Origin of the sequence: Sulfitobacter sp. THAF37, from assembly GCF_009363555.1 — a bacterium.
Taxonomy (GTDB): domain Bacteria; phylum Pseudomonadota; class Alphaproteobacteria; order Rhodobacterales; family Rhodobacteraceae; genus Sulfitobacter.
Genome location: NZ_CP045372.1, coordinates 1,146,915 through 1,165,166, shown reverse-complemented (window position 1 = coordinate 1,165,166; position 18,252 = coordinate 1,146,915). Strand labels below are relative to the sequence as shown.

The window sequence follows — 18,252 nt, the reverse complement described above, 5'->3', positions numbered from 1 at the left end:
CCGACCGGGCGCACGTCACCCCACCCTCCTACAACGCGCGCAGCCGGTCCAGCACCTTGAGGGACGGATAGCCATCAGGCAACACGCCTTGATCCGCCTGGAACCGGCGGATCGCGTCCACCGTCAGCGGCCCCATCTTGGCGTCGATCTTTTCGGTGTCGTACCCGGCACTGGTCAGTCGCTTCTGCAATTCGATCCGCTCGTCAAAGGTCAACACCCGCAGATGACGCGGCCATCCGTGTTCGAACGCGGAACGCCCCTTGATCCGGTCGGCCAGGTGCCCCACCGCTACCACATAGGCATCGGCGGTGTTATAGCTTTCCAACACGGCGAAATTCGAGAAAACCAGGAAAGCTGCCCCATCCGCCCCGCCCGGCAGCAGGACAGACGCGAGGCCGTAGTCCTTCACCGCTGTCCCGCCCGGCCGGGTTACTCCAAGTGTCGCCCACTCGCTGGGCATTTTTCGCAGAGAACGGCGCGCCAGCATATAGTCGAAACCGTCCGCGATCTGTACTTCGATCCCCCAAGGCTGGCCGCGCGTCCAGCCATGATGCTTCAGGTAGGCCGCCGTCGATGCCAGCGCATCCACCGGGTCATCGCCCCAGATGTCCCGCTTGCCGTCGCCGTCGTAATCCACCGCATGATCCTGAAAGGACGTCGGCATGAACTGGGTATGGCCCATGGCTCCGGCCCATGACCCGATGAGGTCGGATTTCGTGGTGTCCCCGGCCTGAAGGATACGCAGTGCAGCCAGAAGCTGATCTTCAAAAAATTCCGCCCGCCGTCCGTCATAGGCAAGAGTGGCCATGGAATTCAGTACGGAATTCTGGCCACGAAACGTCCCATAGGCGCTCTCCAGTCCCCAGATGGCGACAACGATCTCTTTCTCCACGCCATAGGTTTCCTCGATCTGGCTGAGCGCCCCGTTCCATTTCTGCAGCGCCGCCTTGCCGTTGGCGATGCGCACGTCTGACACGGCGGTGTCCAGATAGTCCCAGATCGTCTTGGTAAACTCCGCCTGGTTCCGGTCGCGTCGCACGACCTGGGCGTCATAGGCCACATCCTGCAACGCGCGGTCGTAGACCGCGCCGTCGACACCTTCCTGCAACGCCCGGTCGCGAAACCGGGCAACCCAGGCGCGCAGTTCGCCGGTTGTTCCGCTTGCCGCATCATCCCCGCTCACCGCCGATACAAGGCGTTCCGGCGGTCTTGCAGAGACATCCGGCGCCTTCTGAGCAATCGCGAAAGTGCCGAGACACACCAACGCGACCGAAAGACCTATCCTTCCTCGCATGGCAAACCCTCATTGTTTCGCATCAGACTACTTTCCTTTGGCGCCCTGAAAAAGCCAGAACTATCCATGTTCCGCATTGCGCAGGCGGGCTTGCTCTCGAAGGCGTGCGGTGTAGTCACGCAACATCGGCACCCGCCGGGGCCGGAAGCTTTTGCCGGTAAGGGCGAGGTCGTCCATCCGATCCAGCCGGAAGGCGCGAAAATCCCGCCTCAGATGGCACCAGGACAAAAGCATGCTCGTTTCCTGCATATAGACGATCCCCAAGGGATCGACCTCGCGGACCGTCGCGGCGCCTTTCGCATCCACATAGGAAAAAGACACCGCCTCTTCCTCCCTCGTCGCGGCACGTAGCGCCGCCACGTCGATGCGCGGCGGCGGGGGCGGGTCAAAGCGGCGGGCATCCAGTATCGCATGCTGCAGCCGGTGGCCCTGACGCGGCGGCACCCGCGCGGTCAGTTTCGCCAGCGCCGTTCCGGCCGCTGCGGCAAGGGCCGGGTCGCCGATCACCGTGACGTTCCGCAGCCCCAGTACAAGCGCCTCCAGCTCATCGTCCTGAAACCCCAGCGGCGGCAAGGCCGCATCTTCGATCAGGGTGTACCCGAAACCCGCCTCTCCGTCGATGACCGCGCCCAGCCCCCGCAACGCATCAATGTCCCGGTAAACCGTGCGCAATGAAACGGCCAGTTCATCCGCCAGCTGCTGTGCGCGGACTGGCGCAGGCAATCGGCGCAATGTGGTCATCATCTGGAACAGGCGGTGGGTCCGGGTCATGCGCGCAGCCTATCTCATCGGGGCAGATTTAGACAGCTTGCCCTGTCGCCAGACCCTACTTCGAACGGCGGGTGCGGGATACCTTGCGCTTCACCTTGTCCTTTTTGCGCTTGGCCTTGGCAGATTTACGACGCGGGCTGCGGCCGGCCGGAGATTGCCGCCCCTGCGGTACCTTCTGCCCCTCGATTTCGACCAGCTCCAGCGCGATGCCGCCGGTGACTGGCACTGCCTCGGCCAGCTTCACCGTGACACGCTGGCCAATCCCGATCATCATGCCGGTGTCGGCGCCCATCAGGGTCTGGGCCTCACGGTCGTAGTGGAAATATTCGCGCCCCAGTGCCCGCATCGGCAGCAGCCCGTCGGCACCCGTTTCGTCCAGCTTTACGAAGGCGCCGAACCGGGCGATTCCGCTGATCCGACCCGTAAACTCGCTGCCCACCCGTTCCGACAGATAGGCGGCAAGATAGCGGTCGGTGGTGTCCCGTTCCGCCGTCATCGACCGACGCTCCGTATCCGAAATATGAGCGCCCGTCTGATCGAGGCTTTCCATATCTTCAGGGGTCAGCCCGTCCTTGCCCCAGCCATGCGCGGTGATCAGCGCGCGGTGCACGATCAGATCGGCATAGCGCCGGATGGGCGAGGTGAAATGCGCGTAAGATTTCAACGCCAGCCCGAAATGGCCAATGTGCTCTGGCCCATAGTAGGCCTGCGTCATCGACCGCAGCGTACTGAGGTTGATCAACTCGGCATCGTCGGTGCCCGCCGCGTCGTTCAGCAAACGGTTCAGATGCGCGGTGTGCAAGACCTGTCCCTTTGCCAGCGTATACCCCGCCGCTTCGGCTGTTTCCCGCAGCGCATCCAGCTTTTCCTGCGAAGGTTCTTCGTGGATGCGGTAAAGCAGCGGTGTCTTTTTGGCCGCAAGCGTTTCGGCGGCGGCGACATTGGCCAGCACCATGAATTCCTCGATCAACCGATGGGCATCCAGCCGGTCCTTGAAGTTTACCGACCTGACGGTGCCGTCCTCTGCCAGTTCGATCCGCCGCTCCGGCAAATCCAGATCAAGCGGCTGGCGGTCGGCCCGCGCGTGTTTCAGCGCGTCATAGGCCGCGTATAGCGGCATCAGGACCGGCTCCAGCAGCGGACCAGTCCGGTCGTTGGGCTTGCCGTCGATGGCGTCCTGCACTTCTTCGTAATGCAATGAGGCGGGCGACCGCATCAGCCCGCGATGAAACGAGTGTTTCAGCTTATTGCCCCCGGCATCCAGCACCATGCGTACAGCGACACAGGCACGCGGCACACCTTCATGCAGCGAACACAGGTCGCCGGAAAGGCGGTCGGGCAGCATCGGCACCACCCTGTCGGGGAAATAGGTGGAGTTGCCGCGCTTGCGTGCCTCGCGGTCCAGCGCAGAGCCGGGCGTGACATAATACGCCACATCAGCAATCGCGACCCAAAGCACATGACCGCCTTCGTTTCCCGGGTCGTCGTCGGCATGGGCATAGCAGGCGTCGTCATGATCGCGCGCATCGGACGGGTCGATGGTGATGAGCGGCAGATCACGCAGATCCTCGCGGCCTTTCAACCCCGCAGGTTTCTTTGCGTCCGCCTCTGCGACAACTTCGTCAGGAAAATGGTCGGGAATGCCGTGCTGGTGTATCGCGATCAGCGAAACCGCCTTGGGGGCGGAGGGGTCGCCCAACCGTTCCACAATCCGGGCCTTGGGCAAACCCATGCGACCCTTAGGTCCGGCTTGCTCCGCCTCGACCAGTTCGCCGTCCTTCGCGCCGTGGGTCGCCCCCTCTGCCACCACCCATTCGCGGTCCGCCCCCTTGTCGATAGGGACGATCCGCCCACCTTCGCTGCCCTTGCGGAAAACGCCCATCACCCGCCTTGGGTTTGTTCCGATACGCCGGATCAGCCGCGCTTCGTAGTTGTGGCTGTCCTCTTTGACCACCGTCAGACGCGCCAGAATGCGGTCGCCCTCGCCCAGTGCCGGGTCCGAAGCGCGGGCAATGACCAGGACCACCGGCTCCACCCCCTCGCCCTGCCATTCCATTGGTTTGGCGAACAGATCGCCGTCCTTGTCCGCGTGGCTGATAACCAGAACCGACACCGGAGGCAGCCGGTCCGGATCCTGATAGCTGCGCTTGCGCTTCTCCAGGTGCCCTTCGGCTTCCAGCTCCTTGAGCTGCCGCTTGAGGTCGATGCGCGCCGCGCCCTTGATCCCGAACGCCTTTGCGATGTCACGCTTGGCGGTCAGGGTTGGGTTCTGTTCGATCCAGTCGAGAATCTCGGCCTTGGTGGGAATGTTGCTCATCCCCCTGAGCTAGCACGCGACCCTCCGGACGTCATGGTCAAATCGTCCGCCGTATCCACGTCTCTTAGAGTATCGCACAGCGCGATCCGGTGATCCGGGAGGGTCGCGACACTGTCGGACAGCGCGTCAGCCGTTGACCAGCGCACGGTGAGAAAGAATCCGGCAGGCGGGCGGGCGGGTCGTTTCAGACCGACCAGCCAGAAGCCACCGTCCGGGGCGGGACCGAACACCGCGTCGTGTTCTCCCAATCGGGCAAATGCCCTGGCGATATGCGCAGGGCGCACGCCCGGAATATCCGCACCGATCAGACAGGCGTGGCCATCATGGACCGTGCGCAACATCCGCGCCATCCGCGCACCCAAGTCGCCCCGCCCTTGCGGCAAACGCCGCAGGTCCGCAGGCCAGACCCGGCTGTGCAGCCCTTCCATATCTGGAGAAATCGCAATGACCAGCCGCCACCGCGGGTCCCTCAGACGTCTGAGCAGGCTGGCGGTCTGATGTCTGAACCACCACGCCGCCGCCGTCATGCCGATGTCCCTGCCCAGCCGCGTCTTGACCCGACCCGGTCGCGGCTCCTTCACCATGACAATCAGTGTCCGCCTCAAAGCGCGCGCACCATGTCACGGTGCGGAATACCGGCGTCGTCATAGACGGGCCCGACCGGAATGAACCCCAGGGTCCGATAAAAGCCCAGCGCGTGGGTCTGCGCCCCCAGCTTTGCCCGCACGGCGCGGCCCTCGGATGCTGCCAGTGCCGCCCGGATCAGGGCAGCGCCCAATCCGGTGCCGCGATGGGACTTCAGCACGCAGACACGCCCGATCTTTGCGATGTCCTGGTCAAAATAGACGCGGGCGGTGCCCACCGGAAGGTCGCCTTCGCGCGCCAGCAGATGCAGGCAGTCTTCGTCCAGCCCATCAATCTCTTCCGCCTCGCTCACACCCTGTTCGTCCATGAAGACGATACGCCGCAGATTCAGGCAGGTTTCCAGGTCTTCTGTCGGGGCAACAGTCACTGTCATGCGAAGTAGTCCCTCAGTATGCGGCCGTAGATCGCCTTGAGCTGGTGGATCTGCTCAATAGCGACATGTTCATCGACCTGGTGCATGGACTGACCGACAAGGCCGAACTCAACCACGGGGCAATGCGCCTTGATGAAGCGGGCGTCGGAGGTGCCGCCTGTCGTCGACAGCTCGGGTTTGACGCCGGTTTCCGCCTCGACCGCAGCTGACACGAGGGCAGACAATGCACCCGGTGGCGTAATGAAGCTTTCGCCGGACACCTTGATCCTCAGCTTGATTTCCACACCGTAGGCATCGCGCACCTGAGACACCTCATTTTCCAGCCACTCTGTCAGGCTGGCGCCGCTATGGCGATCGTTGAAACGGATGTTCACCGCCGCAGAGCAGCTTCGCGGGATCACATTGGTGACCGGGTTGCCTGTATCTACCGTCACAATGGCCAATGTGGAGGGGTCGAAATGATCGGTGCCCGCGTCCAACGTATGGCTGGCCAGCCGGTCCATCAGCCGCATCATCGCCGGAAGCGGATTGTTGGCCCGGTGGGGATAGGCGGAATGGCCCTGGGTGCCAATGACCTCGAACCATGCTGTCATCGACCCGCGCCTGCCGATCTTGATCATGTCGCCCATCCGTTCCGGGCAGGTCGGCTCGCCCACCAGGCAGACGTCCATGCGCTCACCCTGCGCAGCCATATGGTCCAGCAACGCGGCGGTGCCATCCACACTCTCGCCTTCCTCGTCGCCCGTGATGGTCAATACGACTGACCCGTCTGGCGGCGCCGCCTGCACAAAGTCGATCGCGGCGGTGACAAAGGCCGCCACCCCGGATTTCATATCCGTTGTGCCACGGCCATACATGATCCCGTCCCTGATTTCGGCACCAAAAGGGGGCATGGTCCAGTCGTCGGAGTTGCCCACGGGCACAACGTCAGTATGGCCGTTAAAGCCGAACGCCTTGCCGTTGCCCTTGCGCCCCCACCGCGCAAAGAGATTGCGGATGCCGCCCCGTTCCACCCAGACACAGTCGAACCCCGCCCGCGACAGCATCTCGTTTATGATCTCCAACGCGCCATCGTCGGCGGGGGTGACAGAGGCGCAGCGCACCAGCCGTGCAGTCAGATCGACAGGGTCTGTCCCGGGCATTCTCGTGTCCTTTCGCGGCATTCCATCCTTGGCCAGGTCTTTTTGTGGCCAAAAAGGCGCGGTGCCAAGGGGTGCGGGTTACGAAATGCTTAACAGCCTCGCGCGAATAGTGTTATTGTTGTGGCAATAATATGACCCGAGGCAGGGCATCAGCAGCAATCGCAGGACCGAGCACCTGAAAACAGGTCCAGATCTGCATCCGTTTTTCCGAACCGCGCGGGCTATTTCCGTGCCGTGCTGACCAGTGCCGCCTCGACCCAAGAGCAGAGGCAGAGGCGTGGTAGCAGCATCAGAACTTCCCATCGAAACGGTCCGTGAAGGCACCACCGCCACGGATATGGCGCAGACCATCTTCGGCAACGGGGTGACAGTCGTCGGCGCGACCTACTACGGCGATATCGACAGCGCGGGCACCTACAGCGGCGGCGACAACATAGCACCCGGTGTCACCCCGGGCGACAGCGGCGTGATCCTCTCCACGGGCAATGCGCAGGATTTCACCAATTCCAGCGGCCAGTCGAACCAGAACACCAATACCTCCACGAATACATCGGGAACGAATAACTACGGACCCTACAACAGCGTGGCGGGCGCCCGAACCTATGACGCAGCCACACTGGATGTCGATTTCATTCCGGACAACAGCGTGATGACCATGCAGTTCATCTTCTCGTCCGAGGAATACCCCGAGTTCGAAAACTCCATCTATCAAGATTTTGTCGGTGTCTGGGTCAACGGTTCACTGGTGCCGATGGACGTTGGCAACGGCGACGTGGATCCCGGCAACGTGAACACCGCCAACAACATCAACATGTACGTGAACAACCAGGCCGACCAGTTCAACACCGAGATGGACGGCTTCACGATCACCTTGACATTGACGATGTACGTCAACCCCGGCGTCGTGAACTCGCTTCGCCTTGCAATAGCAGACGTCTCGGACAGCAACTACGATTCCAACCTCCTGATCGCCGGAAACTCGATTCAGACCGACCTGATCGCAATGTCCGACAATGTCGACCTGTTCCCCGATGGCGAACGCGAGATCGACGTGCTGGGCAATGACATCAACGATGGCGGCGGGACGTTGACCATCACGCACATCAACGGGGCCGCCGTCAGTGCGGGTGATACCATCACCCTACCCACCGGCCAGACCGTGCGCCTGAACGCCAACGGGACATTCACCGTCACCGGTGACGGCGATGTCGAGAACTTCAACTTTACCTACACCATAGACAACGGCATCAACACCGATGTCGGCTTCGTCAATGCCACGGGCGTACCCTGCTTTGTGGCCGGTACCCTGATCGCCACGCCGGACGGGGAACGCCCGGCGGAGAGCCTGCAGCCCGGCGACCTCGTGCTGACCAAGGATGACGGCCCCCAGCCGCTACGCTGGCGCGGCACACGCACAGTTCCGGCCGAGGCTGAGTTTGCGCCGATCCACATCCGCTCCAACACTTTCGGCACGCATCGTGACCTGCTGGTGTCACCCCTGCACCGCGTGCTGATCCGGGACAACCTGGCCGAACTGCTGTTCGGAGAGGCCGAAGTGCTGGTTGCGGCACGGGATCTGGTCAACGATCGGTCAGTGACACGCCGCACCGGGGGGGACGTGACCTATGTCCATCTGTTGTTCGACCGGCACCAGGTCGTCTTTTCCGAAGGGCTCGAAACCGAGAGCTTTCTGCCCGGCCCTCAGACCAAACGCAGTTTCGAGCAGGAGATCGTTAACGAGATCTGTGCCCTGTTCCCCGAGATCGACCCCGACACGGGCGCAGGTTATCCCCCAGCCGCGCGGCGCACCCTCAAGCGGTTCGAGGCCAACCTGCTTCGCGCGTCAAAGGCGGCATGACATGACCTGGCTGGCACTTTGCGATCATGACGAGCGCCGCTTCTCCGTTCGGGGTCTTGGTAGTGACAAGCAGCAAGAGGCGTGTATCGCAGATGATCCGCGCAGCCTGCTGACCCGTGGCTCAATCGTTTTCGAAACCCGGCTTTCGGCGGACGGTCGACCGCAGCTCTTGTTTGGGCACAACACGACTTTTCCCTGGCAGCGAAGCCTGACCTTCCAGGCGATCCCGGGCGGTGGCATCGCCATGGTTCAGGTGCAGGGCAAGTCGATTGCTCACGCAGCGATTCAGCGCAAGGATGCCGGGCGCACCGATGTCGTCCGCATCACCTATTCCTGGGACAGCTGCGCCAAATGGGGCCGACTGACGCTGGAGCAGCCCGAGGACACGACCCTGACAAGCGTCTATGTCGAGAACCCGCATCCCCTGTCGCTGGAGGACGTTCGCCACCTGATGCTGGGCACAGGCGGGAGCACTTTCGCGCCTGACATGATTTTTGCCGCGCTGTCGGACCGGATCGAACCCACCGGCCCGATGCCCAGCCTGCTGCCGGGTACGCCCCTCGCGACGCCCTGGGGCTACAAACCAGCCGTCACGCTGCAACGGGGCGATACCGTCCTGACGCGTGGGGCGGGTGTGGTGCCGGTGCTGCACAGCATAAGCCGCACTGTACCGGCGCGCGGCAGCTATCGACCGGTTCGCCTGCGTGCGCCCTATTTCGGTTTGCAGCAGGATATCGTTGTATCACCCGACCAGCGATTGCTCATCGACGGGCCGGAGGTTGAATATCTGTTTGGTCAGGAAGCGGTGCTCGTGCCTGCCCGGCATCTCGTCAACGGGTTTGCCGCCATGGATGAACCCTGTGGGCCTACGATCAGCTACACCCAGCTGCTGCTGCCCAGTCACGAAACGCTGATCGCTGCAGGCACCGCGCTGGAGAGCCTCTACATCGGGCGCATTCGCCGTAACGGCCAGCATATGCACGCCAGCCTCCTTCAACAGCTGGACCGCAACAGCCTGCCGGAACACGGCAAACCCGCGCATCACGTGTTGAAATGGCATGATGCCATTCATCTGGCCCGCCAGCGCGCTGCGTGATCGGTTACGTTGCTAATCGAAAAACGGGGTCATCTGCGCCACAATGACCGAATTCTCTTCCAGCGCACGGGTCATCAGCGCACGCTCTTCCGCGTCGATCTCGTGACCCTCTGCCTCGCGCTCGGCAAGCGTGCCGTAGCCCGTCACGTCCAGCGGATTGGTATCAGCCTGCTTGAGGATCGCGACGGTTTCGCGCACCGCTTCGGCCTCGTCAACGCCGGAGGCAAAGCACATCAGCGCCGCGCCCGTCGCCTTGTCAGGCAGGCCGTCGCCTTCCTTGCGGCCGATTTCGACCAATAGGGTATAGACCTGCTGCTTGCTTGGACCATTCTTTGCCATGCGCGCAATTGGCGGAGCGGCGGGACCATTGTCAAGCCGTGACCTCGACGACCAGGGCCGTTGTGTAGATCGCCATGATCAGGACGCTTTCAATCCCGATCCGCGCCGGCCCTGCCCGCTGGCGCAGGATCAGCCCGCCCAACAGAACAGCAGTCATCATCAGACCCGTCGCCAGCCAATACAGGTCATGCAGCGCGACGGCGTGAAAGATCGACCCGTCGCGGTAGGCGATATCCGAGGCCACGAGAAACAGGGTGTCAAAGGTATTCCCGCCGATGATGCCCCCGACTGCCAGTTGCAGCGCGCCGCGCCGCACCGCGACCAGCGTTGTCACCAGTTCGGGCAGGGACGTCACCACCGCGGTGATGAGCGAACCCACCAGACTGGACGAAAGTGCGAACCGTGTGATGAAGGTGCCGCCAACCTGGCTGATTACCCAGCCGCCACAGCCCATGAGCGCCACGAGCACGGCAAATTTGATCGCCGGACCACGCGCCGAACGACCGGCTTCCTTGTCGTCTTCGGGGGTGTCTTCGCGGGTTTCCGGCGTCTTGACGGGCCGCCACATCGGCTCTTCGCTGATGGTGGAGGACAGTCGCGTGCCCGCCACGTAAGCCAGGAACATGAGGACCGAAACGGGGTGAACGCCGAAATAGGACAGGTTCGGCCCCGCCATGGCGCTGATCGGCAAGCTGAGCAGGATGATCAGCATGACGGCCTGAAACAGGTTCGCGGGCTCCGCCGCAGCGTGTTCGAGATTTGCGCGTTTGTGCAGCAGGTCTGCAAGCGCAAGGAACAATGTCTGGGCCGCGATCCCGCCGACTGCATTTGAAAAGGCAAAGCTTGCATCGCCGGATGCCGCGGCGTTCACCGAAACAACGATCCCGGCAAGCGAAGTGGCACCGCCGAGGATCAATCCGCCTGTCAGCGCCTCCCCCATGCGGGTCCGGTCCGCGATTATATCGGCAAGCTGCGTTGCCTTCACCGAAGCCAGAACCACAACGAGGATTGCCGCTGCGAAGACCAGCAGCAAAAGCGGGAGGGGAAGAGAGGAAATCATCCGGGAGGACGGATGACAGGCCCCGTGGCTTGCCCCCCGTCAAGCGTCCATATTCGCGTCAGCCGCGACCGCGAACCGCGCGGATGATGCCGATCAGCAGGCAGGCACCCACAAAGCCGACAAACAACTGTCCGATCCAGCCGCCCAGCGTCGAATCGAAGATGAATAGCAGTATGGCGTTGAACAGCATCGCGCCGACAATGCCCATGAAGATGTTCAGGAGAAGCCCGTGGTCTCCCTTCATGAATTTTTCCGCAAGCCAACCGGCGATGCCGCCAACGATGATGGATGCAATCCAGCCCAAACCTGTCATGTCGTTCGTCCCTTTGATCAATTTAGGAACAAACCGGCAATCGGGCCGATGGTTCCGAAATCAGGTGCGAAGAAGCTCGTTGATCGACGTTTTCGACCGCGTGCGTTCATCTACCCGCTTGACGATGACGGCGCAGTAAAGGCTGACGTTGTTCTTTGAAGGCATGGTGCCCGCCACCACGACAGAGCCGGACGGCACTTCGCCGTACATGATTTCTCCGGTCTCGCGGTCCACGATCTTGGTCGACTGGCCAATGAAGACACCCATGCCCAGAACAGAACCTTCACGGACGATGCAACCCTCCACAACTTCGGAACGCGCCCCGATAAAGCAGTTGTCCTCGATGATGGTCGGCCCCGCCTGCATCGGTTCCAGCACACCGCCGATGCCAACACCGCCGGACAGGTGCACGTTCTTGCCGATCTGTGCGCAGGAGCCGACCGTGGCCCATGTGTCCACCATCGTGCCGCTGTCCACATAGGCGCCGATGTTGATAAAGGACGGCATCAGCACCACGCCGGGCGCGATATAGGCCGAGCGGCGCACGACACAGTTCGGAACGGCGCGGAAACCGGCGTCTTTCCATTGGTTGTCGCCCCAGCCCTTGAACTTGCTGTCGACCTTGTCCCACCAGCCGCCGCCCTGCGGGCCGCCATCCTGCTGTTCCATGTCCTTGATGCGAAACCCCAGCAGCACGGCCTTCTTGGCCCACTGGTTCACGTGCCAGTTGCCGTCTTCCAGCTTCTCCGCGACCCGCAGCTCGCCCGAGTCGAGTGCATTCAGCGTATCCTCGATCGCCTCGCGCGTCTCACCGGTGGTGGCTGAATTGATCTGGTCACGGGTGTCCCAAGCATTTTCGATGGCAGTTTCAAGCTGGGCGTTGGACATCGGGCGCACTCCTGCAGAAGAAAGACTTTGTCGGCCTATACCTGCGCGCCGGTGTCCGCGCAATGTCCGAGACGATCGAGGGGCTGGCCGGTTCGACGATTCCGATGGCCCATTGCAACTTCCGGCCAACCGCGCCACGCTGGCTTGCCACCAGATCCGGAGAGAAAGATGAAAGACGACGACCGCCGCCACCCCTTGCGCCATGCGTCAAGCGACCGCAGAGCGGCGGAGACGGTGCCCGATACGGCCCAGACCCGTGCACCTGCCTATCGTCTTGCCTTTACCGATGACGATTTCATGTGCCGCGAGGAATTGCGCCCGGTGCGGCTTCAGCTTGAGCTGCTCAAACCGCAGCTGATGCTGGACGCCGAAGGCGTGGACAGCACCATCGTGCTCTTCGGCGGCGCCCGCATTCCCGCCCCATCGGAACGCCAGAGCGCCCGGACCGAGACATTGGCCGAGCTGTCACGGTTTTACGAGGAGACCCGGGAATTCGCCCGACTGATGACACTGAAATCCATGCAGGGCGACGGGCGAGACGGCGTGATCGTGACCGGTGGCGGGCCCGGTGTGATGGAAGCCGGGAACCGCGGCGCAATGGACGCAGGCGGACGGTCGGTCGGGTTGAACATCGTGTTGCCTTTCGAACAGGCGCCGAACGAATACGTGACGCCGGAACTCTGCTTCAACTTCCACTACTTCGCGATCCGGAAGATGCACTTCCTGATGCGGGCCAAGGCAATCTGCGTGTTTCCGGGTGGTTTCGGGACCATGGACGAGATGTTCGAGGCGCTGACCCTGATCCAGACCGGCCGGATGGAACCCGTGCCCTTCCTGCTGTTCGGGCGCGAATTCTGGACAAAGATCATCAATTGGGAGGCGTTGGCCGACGCGGGAACCATTTCGGCCGAGGACCTCGAACTGTTCAGCTTCGTCGAAACCGCCGCCGAGGCGATGGAGCTGATCGAGAACTGGAAAGTCACGCCGCCGCGCCAGGAAATCCCGGGACGCTAAGCACCCCGCGTCGATCCGCGCCGTCGATGCTTTTGCAGGGCAAACCTGCGCTATGCGTGATGTGGCGTTGGGCGGTGGCGACAACAGGCATTTGCAGTATGGCTGAACTGTCGGCACCGCAGGCTGCCTTTGTCTTTGCGGTTGGGGCGACCGTCATGATTCAGTTGCTCTCCCCTCCTTTGTCGCCGTTGGACAGTTCCAAAGGACTGAGCCTGCTTAGATAGCGGTTGCGGAGAGGGCTCTGGTGGGGAATATCGATGGCAAGTTTGAATGGATAACCGTCAAACTGGATCAGACCTCCGGCGGAACCGGCAGCACCCCGACTTCCACACGATCCGGCAGGGTTTCCACGACCTGACCGTGATCAGTCTCCTTGATCGCGTAGCCATATCCGGCCAACCGATGCTTCCATTCGCGACTGGACAACGCCAAAGCGCGTTCCCGCAGCACAAGGTCAATGACCTGAGCGGTCACAACTGCTTCTTTGTTGATCATGGCAGACATGTTCTGTTTCCTGATTGGGGTCTACAGGAAACGATCTTGGAAAAGACCATGGCCACAGTTGCCCAGGACCGGGGCGATATAGGGGTCATTTCGCGGATATTCCGCCTTAATACCCGCGCTGGTTGGTAAATATCCCCAGCGTCCGGGTCAGGCACAGGGCTATAGCTGACCCGCACATAAATCGGCAGGCGTCATGCACCGGCGCGACGCCAAGGGCATCATCAGGTGATCCCAGCGTCCGCCTCTATCTGCTTGCGTGACTTGCGCGCGCGTTCGGTCGCGGATTTGAGCTGCCCGCAGGCGGCCATGATGTCCTCGCCCCGCGGCGTCCGGATCGGAGAGGCATAACCAGCCTTGTAGATGATGTCCGCGAACGCACGGATGCGGTTGTTGCTGGACCGTTTGTAGGGCGCGCCGGGCCATTCGTTGAAGGGGATCAGGTTGATCTTGGCCGGAATGCCGTCGATCAGCCTCACCAGCCGGCGGGCGTCTTCATCACTGTCGTTCACCCCGTCAAGCATCACGTATTCAAATGTGATCCTCTCGGAGTTACTGACCTTGGGATAGCTCTTCAGCGCCTCCAGCAGTTCGGCGATGTTCCAGCGTTTGTTGATCGGGACCAACTTATCGCGCACCTCGTCGGTCGTGGCGTGAAACGAAACCGCCAGCTGACAGCCGATCTCTTCGGCGGTGCGCCAGATTTCCGGCACCACCCCCGAGGTCGACAGGGTAATGCGACGACGTGACAGCTGAATGCCCTCGGCATCCATCGCGATTTTCATCGCGTCGCGCACGTTCTCGAAATTATAGAGCGGCTCGCCCATGCCCATCAGCACGATGTTGGACAGCAGGCGCGTTTCGTCCTTCACCGCTCCGGGCACCGGCCATTCGCCCAGATCGTCGCGCGCGACCATGACCTGGCCGATGATTTCGGCAGCCGTCAGGTTGCGCACCAGCTTTTGCGTACCGGTGTGGCAGAACGAACATGTCAGCGTGCAGCCCACCTGAGACGATACGCAAAGCGTGCCGCGCCCGTCCTCGGGGATATAGACCACCTCCACCTCGTGGCCGCCGGCGATCCGGACCAGATATTTGCGCGTGCCATCGGTGCTGACCTGGCGGGTCACGACCTCGGGAACCTCGATCACGAACTTCTCGGCCAAATCGGCGCGATAGGCCTTGGCGAGGTTGGTCATCGACGCAAAGTCCCGAACGCCCCACTGGTAGATCCACTGCCAGATCTGGCCCACCCGCATCTTGGCCTGCTTTTCCGGCGTGCCATTGGCAATCAGGACGTCGCGCATCTTGTCGCGGGTCATCCCGACAAGGTTCACAGGCCCCTCCGCCACCTTGCGCGGAATGGTATGGACGTCCTGGGTGATCGGCGCGGTGGCGGTCATGGGGCGAGTCTCCTTGGGTGGATGCGTCTCTATATAGAACGTGCCGGAAATTGCAAAAGGTCTTGGTGAAACCCCTTCAGAGTAAGGTTATCCCCACTTGAGGCGGACCCGGCAGCCGACGATACTGGTTCCCACAAGGCTTCGTTCCCGACGATTTCATTTCAAGTCGTTTCAAGACCCGGGGCAAAGTCGATATTCTCGAAGGATATTGAAATGTCGATTTTCTACGGATTCGCGCTTACGGCCAGCACGGCTTTCATCGTCATACTCGGTGACTACCTGATCAAAACCGCCGTAGACAATGGCCAATCGGCAACTTCGCTGCCGGTGTTCACGGGCTGCACCCTTTACGCCGTTTCAGCCCTGCTTTGGTACTTTTCCCTGAAACACGTGACCCTCTCGCAGGCGGGGGTCGGTTTTTCCATGATCACATTGATCGCGCTTTGCACGCTGGGGGTGCTGAGATTCGGCGAAACCCTGGAGTTCAGGGAGCTCGCCGGTATCGGCTGTGCCTTGGCAGCCATGATATTGATGGTGCGCGTCGTGTAAGTGACGCGGCCATCTCCTGTCAGCCGCCGCAGCGTTTGGCCGCATCTTCGACCGCAGCCGTGAAGCCAAGAAGCGAAAACGTGTCCTTCGTATCAGTGCCACGGCCGGATACGCCGCTGACAACCGCATCGGCACCACGCTTCATCGCGGTGATGATCTTGGCGTCATCGTCGGTGGTCGCGGGCCACGCCCATTCGCCTTCGGTGAAAAGCTCGAACGAATTGCCGGATATGTCCATCGTCACCGTCGACCCCGACTTGAACGGGTATCCGCCGGTAAAGGCGACCTGCCCCTTCGCGCCGGCAGACGGGCGGTAGAAGACCATCAGAAGGGTCTGACCCCGGTTCACCGCAACGACCCGTCCGTCACGCGAATTCACGGTCTCCTTCGGTGTGGAGACGCCCCAGCACTCGGTCGGGTTATCCTCCACGAACACGCTCCAGTCGGTCTTGGCCGCCACGCGGTTCGTACTCTGATCCTGAGCGGCGGCACCGGACGCCGCCAGCGCGGCCAATCCCGCGACAACACCGAAATTCTTAATCATTCCCATCTGTCCAGCCTCCAGCTGTCCTTGACCTCAACTCAATCGCAAGCCTTGATGACGGCATTTCCTGGCCGCTCTCCCGCAAGTGCCTGTTATCTTTTCGACAACAAGCATAATAACGCGAAACACGCGACAGACGAAACCCTGATTGGCAGGAATTCGCGCACGAATCGGAGGAATCCATGACCCAACCCAGCCCCTTTGCTGAAATCTGGCGCGGCCCCTTTCTGGAAAGCGTCCACTCCGGCCATGCGGTGATCTGCGACGACCGGGGGGAGATCGTTCAGGCCTGGGGCGATCCCGAGGCCGTGATCCTGCCACGATCCTCCGCCAAGATGATCCAGGCGCTGCCGCTCATCACCTCCGGCGCGGCGGACAAAGCCCGCTTGGGTACCGAACAGCTCGCACTGGCCTGCGCTTCGCACAACGGTGCCGCGATCCACACCGACCGGGTGGAAAACTGGCTCTCCGCCCTGGGGCTGGACGATTCCGACTTCCGGTGCGGCCCGCAGGAACCCGACGACCGCGACATGCGTGACCGCCTGATACGGGCACACCAAAGCCCTTGCCAGGTGCACAACAACTGCTCGGGCAAACACGCGGGCTTCCTGACGCTGAAGAGGCACCTGGGCGGCGGCGCGGACTATGTCGATCCCGCGCACCCGGTGCAGCGCGCCTGCCTCGCCGCTTTCGAGGAGGTGACAGGCGAAACGTCACCCGGATTCGGGATCGACGGCTGTTCCGCCCCGAATTTCGCCTCCAGCCTGCACGGCATGGCACGCGCCATGGCCGGATTTGCCGCCGCACCCGACGGATCGGCGGAGGCGCGGCTGCATCAGGCGATGCGGCTGCATCCGGAACTGGTGGCCGGAGAAGGCCGTGCCTGCACCGAACTGATGCGCGCGATGAACGGCAAGGTCGCACTGAAAACGGGCGCCGAAGGTTTCTTCATCGCGATACTGCCCGAACAGAAGCTTGGCATCGCGATCAAAGCCGCCTGCGGCACCACCCGAGCCGCGGAATGCGCCATCGCAGCGATACTGGTGAAGCTGGGTGCCCTCGATCCGAACCATCCCGCCACGCTGAAGCGCATGAATGCCCCGATCACCAACAGGCGAAACATCGTGACCGGCGTGCTGAAACCCGCAGCAGGGCTCCTCTGATTCTTTTTGCAGGAAAATACTCCGGGGGAGTCCGAAGGACGGGGGCAGCGCCCCCACCGGATGGCCGCCGTCAGGCGGCGAATTCCGATTGCGCATACCCCTGCACATAGAGCAGCGCGGTCAAATCGCCGAAATTCACCCGTACATTGCATTGCGCGGCAACGGCGGGCTTTGCGTGCAGCGCCACACCGAGACCGGCCCGCGTCAACATCCCCAGGTCGTTCGCGCCATCCCCCACGGCGATCACATCCGCCTCGGCAATGCCCAGCCGCGCCGTGATCTGCTCCAGCGCATCGACCTTTGCCTGCTTGCCCAGGATCGGCATTCCCACCTCACCGCTCAACAGGGAATTGTCGACCAACAACCGATTGGCCCGATGTTCGTCAAAGCCTAATAGACCCGCAACCTTCTCCGTAAAGGCCGTGAAGCCGCCTGAGACCAGCGCCGCATGGCCGCCCTGCGCCTTCATCGTCGCCAGCAGCGCCGGGCCGCCCGGCATCAGGGTGATCCGTTCCGCCAGCACCTTGTCGATCACCGCTTCCGGCAACCCTTTCAGCAGACCGACCCGCTCACGCAGCGCGCCGTCGAAATCCAGCTCGCCATTCATCGCGCGCGCCGTGATGTCCTTGACCCTTGCCCCGACACCGGCCTCATCGGCCAGTTCGTCGATACATTCCTGCTGGATCATCGTGCTGTCCATGTCGGCCAACAGCATCCGCTTGCGTCGATTTGCGGCCGACACGACAACCAGATCGACGCCCATTTTCTGACAATCCTCCCAGACCGTCTCGAAATTGTCGGGATGATGCGCGATTTCGAATTCCGCCGCCTCGTCCGGCGCCAGCCAGACCGCTTCACCGCCGCCCCAGGCATTGCGCAGGTTTTCGACCAATGCGGGCTCAAGGGTCCGCGCCCGGGGTGAGGTCAACAAGACAACTGTATACATCCGAAGTTTCCGATCCGCGTCATTGAGGTCGCAAAT

The 18,252-nt window shown here is 62.2% G+C and carries 19 protein-coding genes; 5 read left to right on the top strand and 14 right to left on the bottom strand.

Going from position 1 to position 18,252, the window contains the following annotated elements:
• Window positions 1-28: 28 nt before the first annotated feature.
• Genes FIU94_RS05780 through dapE form a run of 6 tightly spaced genes read right to left on the bottom strand, consistent with a single transcriptional unit; the run spans window position 29 to window position 6,542 of the window.
• Window positions 29-1,294, bottom strand: a complete 1,266-nt coding sequence (locus FIU94_RS05780) for a lytic murein transglycosylase (protein ID WP_152464875.1) — start codon at window positions 1,292-1,294, stop codon at window positions 29-31.
• 60 nt (window positions 1,295-1,354) lie between these two features.
• Entirely contained in the window at window positions 1,355-2,065 is a 711-nt protein-coding gene (locus FIU94_RS05775) for a YafY family protein (protein WP_152464874.1), read from the bottom strand.
• A 55-nt stretch (window positions 2,066-2,120) separates the two neighbouring features.
• Complete coding sequence (gene rnr / locus FIU94_RS05770; RefSeq protein WP_152464873.1) at window positions 2,121-4,382, bottom strand: ribonuclease R; 2,262 nt, start codon at window positions 4,380-4,382, stop codon at window positions 2,121-2,123.
• Entirely contained in the window at window positions 4,379-4,987 is a 609-nt protein-coding gene (locus tag FIU94_RS05765) for a TIGR04282 family arsenosugar biosynthesis glycosyltransferase (protein WP_152464872.1), read from the bottom strand. The genes rnr and FIU94_RS05765 overlap by 4 nt, the downstream gene beginning before the upstream one ends.
• Window positions 4,984-5,400 carry a GNAT family N-acetyltransferase gene (locus FIU94_RS05760; protein ID WP_152464871.1) on the bottom strand — a complete coding sequence of 139 codons (417 nt, stop codon included), beginning with the start codon at window positions 5,398-5,400 and terminating at the stop codon, window positions 4,984-4,986. Before FIU94_RS05760 ends, FIU94_RS05765 begins: the two co-directional genes overlap by 4 nt.
• The gene (gene dapE, locus FIU94_RS05755) at window positions 5,397-6,542 is read right to left on the bottom strand and encodes a succinyl-diaminopimelate desuccinylase (RefSeq protein ID WP_152464870.1); all 1,146 of its coding nucleotides are present in this window, start codon (window positions 6,540-6,542) and stop codon (window positions 5,397-5,399) included. The genes FIU94_RS05760 and dapE overlap by 4 nt, the downstream gene beginning before the upstream one ends.
• Before the next feature lie 337 nt (window positions 6,543-6,879).
• Here dapE and FIU94_RS05750 point away from each other — a divergent pair, with 337 nt between their 5' ends.
• Window positions 6,880-8,400, top strand: coding sequence for a Hint domain-containing protein (locus tag FIU94_RS05750; RefSeq protein WP_152466958.1), 1,521 nt, complete (start codon window positions 6,880-6,882; stop codon window positions 8,398-8,400).
• 1 nt (window position 8,401) lies between these two features.
• Window positions 8,402-9,496 (top strand): Hint domain-containing protein, encoded by a 1,095-nt coding sequence (locus tag FIU94_RS05745; protein ID WP_152464869.1) that lies wholly within the window; start codon window positions 8,402-8,404, stop codon window positions 9,494-9,496.
• A gap of 12 nt (window positions 9,497-9,508) precedes the next feature.
• Here FIU94_RS05745 and FIU94_RS05740 read toward each other — a convergent pair whose 3' ends face one another.
• Genes FIU94_RS05740 through dapD form a run of 4 tightly spaced genes read right to left on the bottom strand, consistent with a single transcriptional unit; the run spans window position 9,509 to window position 12,096 of the window.
• Window positions 9,509-9,835 carry a hypothetical protein gene (locus FIU94_RS05740; RefSeq protein ID WP_152464868.1) on the bottom strand — a complete coding sequence of 109 codons (327 nt, stop codon included), beginning with the start codon at window positions 9,833-9,835 and terminating at the stop codon, window positions 9,509-9,511.
• Window positions 9,836-9,866: 31 nt separating this feature from the next.
• Window positions 9,867-10,895: a sodium:calcium antiporter gene (locus FIU94_RS05735; protein WP_152464867.1), complete on the bottom strand. Its 1,029-nt coding sequence runs from the start codon at window positions 10,893-10,895 to the stop codon at window positions 9,867-9,869.
• A 58-nt stretch (window positions 10,896-10,953) separates the two neighbouring features.
• On the bottom strand, window positions 10,954-11,208 hold the full coding sequence (locus FIU94_RS05730) for a GlsB/YeaQ/YmgE family stress response membrane protein (protein ID WP_152464866.1): 255 nt from the start codon (window positions 11,206-11,208) through the stop codon (window positions 10,954-10,956).
• Between the two features lie 60 nt (window positions 11,209-11,268).
• Window positions 11,269-12,096 (bottom strand): 2,3,4,5-tetrahydropyridine-2,6-dicarboxylate N-succinyltransferase, encoded by an 828-nt coding sequence (dapD, locus tag FIU94_RS05725; RefSeq protein ID WP_152464865.1) that lies wholly within the window; start codon window positions 12,094-12,096, stop codon window positions 11,269-11,271.
• Window positions 12,097-12,264: 168 nt separating this feature from the next.
• Between dapD and FIU94_RS05720 the strand changes: the two genes are divergently transcribed.
• Window positions 12,265-13,110: a TIGR00730 family Rossman fold protein gene (locus tag FIU94_RS05720; RefSeq protein ID WP_152464864.1), complete on the top strand. Its 846-nt coding sequence runs from the start codon at window positions 12,265-12,267 to the stop codon at window positions 13,108-13,110.
• A gap of 291 nt (window positions 13,111-13,401) precedes the next feature.
• Here the strand turns inward: FIU94_RS05720 and FIU94_RS05715 are convergent, their stop codons facing one another.
• On the bottom strand, window positions 13,402-13,614 hold the full coding sequence (locus FIU94_RS05715) for a hypothetical protein (RefSeq protein ID WP_152464863.1): 213 nt from the start codon (window positions 13,612-13,614) through the stop codon (window positions 13,402-13,404).
• Between the two features lie 221 nt (window positions 13,615-13,835).
• On the bottom strand, window positions 13,836-15,014 hold the full coding sequence (gene rlmN / locus FIU94_RS05710; RefSeq protein WP_152464862.1) for a 23S rRNA (adenine(2503)-C(2))-methyltransferase RlmN: 1,179 nt from the start codon (window positions 15,012-15,014) through the stop codon (window positions 13,836-13,838).
• 153 nt (window positions 15,015-15,167) lie between these two features.
• On the opposite strand from rlmN, the gene FIU94_RS05705 reads away from it, so the two are divergent.
• Window positions 15,168-15,563 carry an EamA family transporter gene (locus FIU94_RS05705; protein ID WP_368407145.1) on the top strand — a complete coding sequence of 132 codons (396 nt, stop codon included), beginning with the start codon at window positions 15,168-15,170 and terminating at the stop codon, window positions 15,561-15,563.
• 19 nt (window positions 15,564-15,582) lie between these two features.
• Here FIU94_RS05705 and FIU94_RS05700 read toward each other — a convergent pair whose 3' ends face one another.
• A complete protein-coding gene (locus tag FIU94_RS05700; RefSeq protein WP_254702621.1) occupies window positions 15,583-16,107 on the bottom strand; it encodes an invasion associated locus B family protein in 525 nt (174 codons plus the stop codon).
• 182 nt (window positions 16,108-16,289) lie between these two features.
• Between FIU94_RS05700 and FIU94_RS05695 the strand changes: the two genes are divergently transcribed.
• Window positions 16,290-17,270, top strand: coding sequence for an asparaginase (locus tag FIU94_RS05695; protein ID WP_152464859.1), 981 nt, complete (start codon window positions 16,290-16,292; stop codon window positions 17,268-17,270).
• A 70-nt stretch (window positions 17,271-17,340) separates the two neighbouring features.
• Here the strand turns inward: FIU94_RS05695 and serB are convergent, their stop codons facing one another.
• Window positions 17,341-18,216: a phosphoserine phosphatase SerB gene (gene serB / locus FIU94_RS05690; protein ID WP_152464858.1), complete on the bottom strand. Its 876-nt coding sequence runs from the start codon at window positions 18,214-18,216 to the stop codon at window positions 17,341-17,343.
• Between the last annotated feature and the right edge of the window lie 36 nt (window positions 18,217-18,252).

What these genes read in the sequence shown, in the direction of transcription:
- FIU94_RS05780 (WP_152464875.1), bottom strand. Translation starts at nt 1,294, where the DNA reads ATGCGAGGAAGGATAGGTCTTTCGGTCGCGTTGGTGTGTCTCGGCACT.
- FIU94_RS05775 (WP_152464874.1), bottom strand. Translation starts at nt 2,065, where the DNA reads ATGACCCGGACCCACCGCCTGTTCCAGATGATGACCACATTGCGCCGA.
- rnr (WP_152464873.1), bottom strand. Translation starts at nt 4,382, where the DNA reads ATGAGCAACATTCCCACCAAGGCCGAGATTCTCGACTGGATCGAACAG.
- FIU94_RS05760 (WP_152464871.1), bottom strand. Translation starts at nt 5,400, where the DNA reads ATGACAGTGACTGTTGCCCCGACAGAAGACCTGGAAACCTGCCTGAAT.
- dapE (WP_152464870.1), bottom strand. Translation starts at nt 6,542, where the DNA reads ATGCCCGGGACAGACCCTGTCGATCTGACTGCACGGCTGGTGCGCTGC.
- FIU94_RS05750 (WP_152466958.1), top strand. Translation starts at nt 6,880, where the DNA reads ATGGCGCAGACCATCTTCGGCAACGGGGTGACAGTCGTCGGCGCGACC.
- FIU94_RS05745 (WP_152464869.1), top strand. Translation starts at nt 8,402, where the DNA reads ATGACCTGGCTGGCACTTTGCGATCATGACGAGCGCCGCTTCTCCGTT.
- FIU94_RS05740 (WP_152464868.1), bottom strand. Translation starts at nt 9,835, where the DNA reads ATGGCAAAGAATGGTCCAAGCAAGCAGCAGGTCTATACCCTATTGGTC.
- FIU94_RS05735 (WP_152464867.1), bottom strand. Translation starts at nt 10,895, where the DNA reads ATGATTTCCTCTCTTCCCCTCCCGCTTTTGCTGCTGGTCTTCGCAGCG.
- FIU94_RS05730 (WP_152464866.1), bottom strand. Translation starts at nt 11,208, where the DNA reads ATGACAGGTTTGGGCTGGATTGCATCCATCATCGTTGGCGGCATCGCC.
- dapD (WP_152464865.1), bottom strand. Translation starts at nt 12,096, where the DNA reads ATGTCCAACGCCCAGCTTGAAACTGCCATCGAAAATGCTTGGGACACC.
- FIU94_RS05720 (WP_152464864.1), top strand. Translation starts at nt 12,265, where the DNA reads ATGAAAGACGACGACCGCCGCCACCCCTTGCGCCATGCGTCAAGCGAC.
- FIU94_RS05715 (WP_152464863.1), bottom strand. Translation starts at nt 13,614, where the DNA reads ATGTCTGCCATGATCAACAAAGAAGCAGTTGTGACCGCTCAGGTCATT.
- rlmN (WP_152464862.1), bottom strand. Translation starts at nt 15,014, where the DNA reads ATGACCGCCACCGCGCCGATCACCCAGGACGTCCATACCATTCCGCGC.
- FIU94_RS05700 (WP_254702621.1), bottom strand. Translation starts at nt 16,107, where the DNA reads ATGATTAAGAATTTCGGTGTTGTCGCGGGATTGGCCGCGCTGGCGGCG.
- FIU94_RS05695 (WP_152464859.1), top strand. Translation starts at nt 16,290, where the DNA reads ATGACCCAACCCAGCCCCTTTGCTGAAATCTGGCGCGGCCCCTTTCTG.
- serB (WP_152464858.1), bottom strand. Translation starts at nt 18,216, where the DNA reads ATGTATACAGTTGTCTTGTTGACCTCACCCCGGGCGCGGACCCTTGAG.